We start from the raw sequence: 384 nt of genomic DNA, 5'->3' as shown, positions 1-384 counted from the left end.
TCCTTCCAGGGCTTTGTGAGCCCTGAGTCCTTCAGCTTGCAGGAGTCGGTGATGATTGTGGCGATGGTGGTGCTGGGCGGTATCGGCCATATCCCGGGCGTGATTCTCGGGGCGCTGCTGCTGTCGGCCTTGCCTGAAGTGCTGCGTTATGTGGCCGGACCGCTGCAAGAGATGACAGGCGGGCGCTTGGATGCGTCCATCCTGCGTCAGCTGCTGGTGGCGCTGGCGATGATAGGCATTATGTTGGTGCGCCCACGCGGGCTGTGGCCTTCGCCTGAGCATGGCAAAGCCGCTCCCACACCTGTGAACCCTTGAGGAACATCCCATGAGCGAAGTTATTCTCAAAGTCGCCGGAGTCTCCAAGCGTTTTGGTGGCCTGCAAGC

The 384-nt window shown here is 60.9% G+C and carries 1 protein-coding gene; it reads left to right on the top strand.

Annotation, left to right across the window (positions count from 1 at the left end; all coding sequences use genetic code 11):
* A partial coding sequence (locus LNV09_RS24675; protein ID WP_411969351.1) for an ABC transporter permease subunit occupies nucleotides 1–315 on the top strand: 315 nt, incomplete at its 5' end.
* Nucleotides 316–384 lie beyond the last annotated feature (69 nt).

Origin of the sequence: Paucibacter sp. B2R-40 (assembly GCF_025717555.1) — a bacterium.
Lineage (GTDB): Bacteria > Pseudomonadota > Gammaproteobacteria > Burkholderiales > Burkholderiaceae_C > Paucibacter_A.
The sequence above is the reverse complement of the archived record's forward strand: the minus strand, read 5'-3'. Positions and strand labels throughout refer to the sequence as shown.